This window comes from Romboutsia sp. (assembly GCF_056995035.1).
On record NZ_JBXKIW010000039.1, the window covers coordinates 1 to 7,203 of the forward strand.

Genomic DNA, 7,203 nt, shown 5'->3' on the forward strand with positions numbered 1-7,203 from the left:
TTTTAATTCTATTTTTTATAGCATATAAGAAATTATATTCATTTTTAAATTATTGATAAATATAATTTTCGTATATGTGCTTCAAAAGAGTCTTCCTTCTAAATATTTAATTAAAGATTTTTTTATATTAATGCAAATTGTACTTTATCTTATTTAAAATAATGCTATTCATCCTTATTAAAATATAGTATAATATTTTTAGTACCAGGTAATAATATTAACTATTATCATCATGTACTTGTATACAACATATAAGGAGGAGATTATCATAAAACCATTAAAAATTGGAGATTTAATAGCAAAAGTTCCTGTAATACAAGGGGGAATGGGCGTTGGAATATCAAGATCATCTTTAGCTGCTGCAGTTGCTAAGGCTGGAGGGGTTGGTGTCATTTCTGGCGTTGGTGTCGGTTATGATGAAGAAGATTTCGAAAAAAACACTTTAAATGCAAATTTAAGAGCTTTAAAAAAGCATATTATAAAAGCAAAAGAAAATGCTAATGGCGGTATCATAGGTTTAAACCTTATGGTAGCTATGAATGATTATGAAAAATATGTTAAAGAAGCAATATCTGCTGGTGTTGACTTAATTATATCTGGGGCTGGCCTTCCTACTAAGTTACCTTCATTAGTAAAAGAAAGTAACGTAAAAATAGCTCCAATAGTTTCAACTGTTAAAGCTGCTAGTGTTATACTTAAGATGTGGGATAGAAAAGACAAAACTACAGCTGACTTAATAATTGTTGAAGGTCCAACCGCTGGTGGCCATCTTGGATATAGTAAAGAAGACCTTCAAAACATAGATTCTATAGACTATGATAATGAATTGGTTGAAATTATAAAGGTAGCTAATGCTTATGGAGAAAAATATAATAAAGAAATACCTGTAGTTGCTGCTGGTGGTATTTTTACAGGTGATGATGTGTTAAAATACATAAATCTTGGAGCTAGCGGTGTACAAGTTGGTACCAAATTTGTTGGTACTCATGAATGTGATGCTTCAGAGGAATATAAAAACACATATATAAATGCTAGTGAAGAGGACATAAATTTAGTAGTTAGTCCAGTAGGTATGCCAGGACGTGCTATACACAATAAGTTTATTGATAGAGTATCTGCTAATCGTCCAAAAGTAACAAAATGTTACAATTGCTTAATTCCTTGTAATCCAAAGGATACGCCTTATTGCATATCAGAAGCTCTTATAAATGCAGTTAAAGGTGATGTTGACAATGCACTACTATTCTGTGGAGCTAATGCGTACAAAGTGGATAGATTGTATTCTGTAGATGAAGTTATAAAGGAATTAACTAGTAAATTATAAGTAGTTAATTTTTAGCTTATTTATATTTAAACTTTTTTGTAACACTCCTAAACCTAAAGTTTATATCTATTAATTTCAAGCTAAAAATTTACATATAAAAAGTGGAATGTTTATAATAAAACGCTCCACTTTTTTTATTTAGCCTATTACATATTAAATACTTCTTTTACTTCTTTTAACTTCTCTATTATATTTATATGTTGAGGGCATTTTTCTTCACATACTCCGCACTCTACACATTTAGATGCATCTTGATTTCCTTTTACTAAAAAGTTTTCATAGTCTTTCTTAGTTGTTTCTACACTATCAAACATAGATGAACTATTTAATAGTTCAAAACATATAGGTATATTTACTTTAGCTGGACATGGGATACAGTACTTACATCCAGTACAATTTACCTTTATCTTAGATTTAAATTCATCTCTTAGTTTATTTATAGTTTCTTGTTCATCAATAGCCATTGAGTTTAATTCACCTTGTGTATCTGCAATTTTTAAATTATCAACAACTTGTTCTAACGTTGACATTCCACTAAGAACTAAATTTATTTCTTCTTTATCATATAGGAATTTAAATGCCCACTCTACAGCAGTCTTTTTAACTGATGAATTGTCTATTATTTCATTTATACCTTGTGAAAGATTATTTACTAATGCTCCTCCACGAAGAGGTTCCATTATTATAATTCCTAATCCTTTATTTGCTGCGTATAAAAGTCCTTCTTTTCCTGCTTGATAATCTTCGTCTATATAATTGTATTGTATTTGTGTAAAATCCCAGTCATAGTCATCCACTATTTCTTTAAATACATCTAACGTATCGTGGAAAGAAAATCCTACATGTTTAACTAATTTATTTTCTTTTATTTTTTCTATAAAATCGAATAATCCATTATCTCTTAATCTTTTGTAATCTTTTTTATTTAGGTTATGAATTAAATAAAAATCTATTATATTCGTTTGTAATTTTTCTAATTGCTCATTTATATACTTATCCATGTCTTCTCTGGCATTTATAAGCCATGAAGGTAATTTTGTTGCTAAATTTACTTTTTCTCTATATCCATCTTTTAATGCTTTACCTACAAATATTTCACTTTCCCCATCGTGATATGGATATGCTGTATCTATGTAATTAACTCCATTATCTATAGCATATCTTATCATTTCTAAAGATTCAGTTTCGTCTATTTTACCATCTTTTTGTGGAAATCTCATACACCCAAAACCTAGTATTGATATTTCTTCATTTGTTTTCCCTAATTTTCTATATTTCATACACTATCTCTCCCCCACTTATATTTGATTAATAAAAAATAAATAATATATCTCTGATTAATATTTGTTATTTCTTAACTTTATAATTAACTTAATTAAATGTATGTATGTATGTATGTATGTATAATATTATACTAACACCATACACAATCAACTTCAATTCATAAATTTATAGTTTAAATTAATGAATTTCCTAATAATGCAATATATAGACTATATGTAAAAATTTATATCATTTTATTTTAAACTCAGTACATATTTGTAAAAAATTACGTTAATTATGAATCAAATCTTGATTTATATCTCTTAACAAGGTATCCTATTTAGAGGGCTTAAAATTTTTGCCTAATTTAAAATCATAAAATTAATAGGAGAGTGATGAGAAATGGATCACAGTCCGTTGCGGAATGTGGGATTTCATAATTATCACTTATTATTATCTTAACTTGAACTAATTTATTTATTTCGATTATATAAATTAGTCATTTAATAGATAATATTGAGTGATGAGATTTATATAAAATTGAATAAAGGATGTGTTGGCATGATAAGATACTATAAGACTATTGACAATAAATTGGAAAAGCTAAATTCATTTGAAAGTGGCTGTTGGATAAATCTTGTCGAACCAAATCAAAGTGAAATTAATGAAATTGTTACTTTGTTAAATATAGATGCTGAAAGTGTAAAAGCTGCACTTGATGAAGAGGAACGTTCAAGAATAGATGTTGAAGATAATCATACGCTTATACTTATAGATATTCCTGTGGATGAAAGTGATAGTGATTCTTCTCATTATTCTACTGTACCTCTTGGTATTATAATACTTAATAATGCTATTTTAACAGTTTGTACTGCTCAAACTAAAATTTTAAACGATTTTATTGTAGGACACATTAAGGATTTTTGTACTTATAAGAGGACTCGTTTTATTCTTCAAATTCTTCATAAAAATGCAAGTTACTACTTGTACTACCTAAGAAGAATAAATAGAATGACAACTATTATAGAAAGAGAAGTTTCTAAGTCTATGAAAAATAAAGAACTTCTACAACTTCTAGAACTCGAAAAATCTTTAGTATATTTTTCTACTTCTTTAAAAGCAATTGAACTAGTTTTAAATAAAATGGTTCGAACGACTAGCATAAAAAAATACCCTGATGATGAGGACTTACTTGAAGATGTTATAATTGAAAATAAACAGGCTTTAGAGATGGCTACAATCTATGGAGATATATTAAGCAGAATTATGGATGCTTTTAGTGCAATTATAAGTAATAACCAAAATAATGTTATGCAATTTTTAACTTCTATAACGCTAATTACTACGATTCCAACTATAGTATCTGGATTCTTTGGAATGAATGTGGGTGGGATTCCTTACGAAGGTGCTGGGAATGGATTTTGGATGGTAATGTTAATTACTACTTTAATTTGTTTAACAATTACATTTTTCATGTCTAGAAATAAATTACTATAATTCGCCATGCATGGTTCAAAACCCTTGAGATTCAGGTATTTTGCAAAAAAAGCTATCTCCTTAAATGATTTTTTCATTTGGAGATAGCTTTTTTTGCTATTTATGGTCTGTATTTATTATCATATCAGTTATTAAATCTTCAAATATTTCTTCTAGGTTTTCTTCAATTTCTAATATGTACATTGGTACATATTCTTCATCATCAGCTTCTATTTCCACTTCTCTAAATGGTGCTATAAGAACTTCATCAAAATTTATATTAAGCTTAGGCATATTGTTTACTATTTCTTTAGAATTATCATAATCTTGATCCGCTAATACCTTATACATATCTAAACTCTTTTTATAATAAAGACCTGCTAACATGTATTCACATTTTTTATTACCTAACTTTAATCCTTCTTTATAATACTTCTCTGCTTCACTATCTTCATGTAGTTTTAAACTTAAATGACCTAAGTTATAAATAGATTCCACACATTGCTGTGATCTTGCTTTTTCATACCAATATTTTGAATTTATGTAGTCCTTGTAGAAGATATCATGTATTAATCCTATCATATGTTGAGAATATATATTTCCTTCACTTGCTGGAGTTTCAAACATTTTCTTTGCTTCTTCATAATTTTCTTCTTGAAAGTATATTCTTCCTAAATGGATACGTGCATTTATATGACTTTTTTCGCATGCTATTTCAAAATACTTTTTAGCATTTTGTTTATCATTCATATCTTCATACATACATCCTAGCTTATAATTTGCTTGTATATCGTTATTTTCACTTGCTTTTATATACCAAATTATAGCTTCTTCAAAATTTTCTCCATCTTCATATATATTTCCAAGCTTTACTTGACATGATAATGTGTCTGCATTTCGTAAATAATATGAAACTGCTCTTTCTATATCACCTCTTTGATAATATAAATCACCTATATTTTCAATAGCCTCTCTACATCCATCTACTATAGCTTCTTCATAATATTTTATAGCTTTTTCGTAATTTTTTTCTTCAAAATAAAGACCTGCTAAGTTATTTTTAGCTTCTACCATATTATCATTAGCTGCCATTTCATAATAAACTTTTGCTTGTTCTATTTCATTTTTTTTGTTATATAAATTTCCTAATCTATACTTTGATAATGTATGGCCTTTTTCAATACTTTTTTGATAGTACTCTATTGCATCTTCAAACTCTTCATCTCTATCATATATATAAGCTAGCCTATACTGAGATTTAACACATTCCTTACCTGCACTTTTTATAAAATATCTTTCTGCTTCCTCATAGTTTTCACTAATTTCCATCATTACACCTATGTTTAGGCATCCTTTTATATGGCCTACCTTATGCAGATGCTTATATAAACTTATAGCTCCTTTTTCATCTTTATCTCTTTGGCTTAAAACAGCTAAGTTAAACTTACAATCTTCATCTAATAAGACTGAACCTTTTTTATAATATTCTATAGCTTCCTCTGGCCTTCCTATTTCTGAATATAGAACTCCTAAGTTAAAACAAGCTTTACCAAAATTAGCTTCACAAGCTTCTTTTAACCATTTTTCACATCTTGCATAATCTTTTAATTTAAAATGTGCTACCCCTAAATTATTTTGTGCTTGTAATTCTCCTAGTTCAGCTACTTTTTCATACCAATAAAGAGCATATTCATATGCTTTATTATTAAAGTACATATTCCCTAAATTAAGAGCTGCATTTTCATATCCATTTTTATAAGCCATAGTGTACCATTTTTCAGCTTCGTTATATTGTCCCTTAGAATAATATATATCCCCTAGAGTATATTGAGACTTTACATAATCTGAGTCTGCCGATTGTTTATAAGCTTCTATCGCTTTATCTATTTTACCCATCTTTTCATAAACTGCTCCTTTGGTATGAGATACCTTTGGATCTTGGGGTATATTTTTTATATTTTTTATTGAAAACTTTGTACTCTTCATATTTAACTCCCTATTTAAATTCATACTTTATTTTGACGTTAGTTATATATTATATATTATATAATATAATATATATAATTTTTCTAATTAATATTTTTTCTTTTGTAATTATATTGTAATAATAACTATATTATTGGAATTTTATTTCATTTATATAATATAATTTCCATTTTAACATTATACGATACTAAGTATATTATTTTAATGAAACACATTATATTTTATCATATAATGACTCTATAATTTTCTTTTTATAGTTTCTTATATTATAGTAATATTGAATAACATGCTATATAATGTTATGTACGGGGGTATTTATTATGAATTTAAGTAATGTATTTGTTCAAATTTTTGTTTTATTTATTTTAATGTTAATAGGATATATAGCTAGAAAAAAGGACTTATTAGACGAACATACTACGTCTAAACTTTCATCTTTAACAATGAGTATCTTTCTTCCTGCTATGATTATTGATTCCATGCAAATAGAATATAATCCTGAAATGGTTGATAAGATAATTAAATTATTGATAATATCTATTGTTATGTATGTTTTTTCTTTCTTAATTGCTTATTGTTTAAAATTTATTTTTAAATCTAGCAAAGATATTGGAATTTATCAGTATGTGATTATGTTTTCTAATGTAGGATTTATGGGATATCCTGTTATAGAAGCTATTTTAGGAAAAGAGGCTGTATTTTATACTGCTATATTTAATTTACCTTTTAATTTACTTGTAATGACTTTCGGAGCTTATTTTTTATCTAAGGATAAAGGTGATTATTCCTTCTCACTTAAAAAATTTATCAATCCAGTTATAGTTTCAATCTTTATTGGCTTAATTGCTTTTCTATTTAGTATTAAGCTACCATTGTTTATTAATAAATCACTAGCAATGCTAGGAGGTATTACAACACCTATATCTATGTTAGTTATAGGAAGTACACTTTGTACTTCTTCTGCCAGTGAGTGCTTTTTTAATAAGAAGTTATACTTTGTAAGTTTTGTTAGATTAATATTACTTCCAATTGCTATTTATTTGTTATTTAAAGGCAGAATACACGATAGTTTACTGTTATCTATACCAATTGTAATATCATCTATGCCTGCTGCTGCTAATACTGTTATAATGGCTAATACGTGTGATACTAAT

5 protein-coding genes are annotated in these 7,203 nt (G+C 27.1%); 3 read left to right on the forward strand and 2 right to left on the reverse strand.

The features are described 5' to 3' along the window. Window positions 1-232: 232 nt before the first annotated feature. Window positions 233-1,324 carry an NAD(P)H-dependent flavin oxidoreductase gene (locus tag AC11VW_RS04305; protein WP_484300163.1) on the forward strand — a complete coding sequence of 364 codons (1,092 nt, stop codon included), beginning with the start codon at window positions 233-235 and terminating at the stop codon, window positions 1,322-1,324. Window positions 1,325-1,470: 146 nt separating this feature from the next. Here the strand turns inward: AC11VW_RS04305 and AC11VW_RS04310 are convergent, their stop codons facing one another. Further along, complete coding sequence (locus AC11VW_RS04310; protein WP_484300164.1) at window positions 1,471-2,604, reverse strand: aldo/keto reductase; 1,134 nt, start codon at window positions 2,602-2,604, stop codon at window positions 1,471-1,473. 544 nt (window positions 2,605-3,148) lie between these two features. Between AC11VW_RS04310 and AC11VW_RS04315 the strand changes: the two genes are divergently transcribed. Continuing rightward, window positions 3,149-4,084 carry a magnesium transporter CorA family protein gene (locus tag AC11VW_RS04315; protein ID WP_484300165.1) on the forward strand — a complete coding sequence of 312 codons (936 nt, stop codon included), beginning with the start codon at window positions 3,149-3,151 and terminating at the stop codon, window positions 4,082-4,084. 96 nt (window positions 4,085-4,180) lie between these two features. Here AC11VW_RS04315 and AC11VW_RS04320 read toward each other — a convergent pair whose 3' ends face one another. After that, window positions 4,181-6,049, reverse strand: a complete 1,869-nt coding sequence (locus AC11VW_RS04320) for an SEL1-like repeat protein (RefSeq protein ID WP_484300166.1) — start codon at window positions 6,047-6,049, stop codon at window positions 4,181-4,183. Window positions 6,050-6,369: 320 nt separating this feature from the next. On the opposite strand from AC11VW_RS04320, the gene AC11VW_RS04325 reads away from it, so the two are divergent. Further along, window positions 6,370-7,203, forward strand: an 834-nt coding sequence (locus tag AC11VW_RS04325; RefSeq protein ID WP_484300167.1) for an AEC family transporter, incomplete at its 3' end; no start/stop codon positions are given.

Bases quoted from the DNA above. Each gene is read 5' to 3' on its own strand.
- AC11VW_RS04305 (WP_484300163.1), top strand. From the start codon at position 233: ATGTACTTGTATACAACATATAAGGAGGAGATTATCATAAAACCATTA.
- AC11VW_RS04310 (WP_484300164.1), bottom strand. From the start codon at position 2,604: ATGAAATATAGAAAATTAGGGAAAACAAATGAAGAAATATCAATACTA.
- AC11VW_RS04315 (WP_484300165.1), top strand. From the start codon at position 3,149: ATGATAAGATACTATAAGACTATTGACAATAAATTGGAAAAGCTAAAT.
- AC11VW_RS04320 (WP_484300166.1), bottom strand. From the start codon at position 6,049: ATGAAGAGTACAAAGTTTTCAATAAAAAATATAAAAAATATACCCCAA.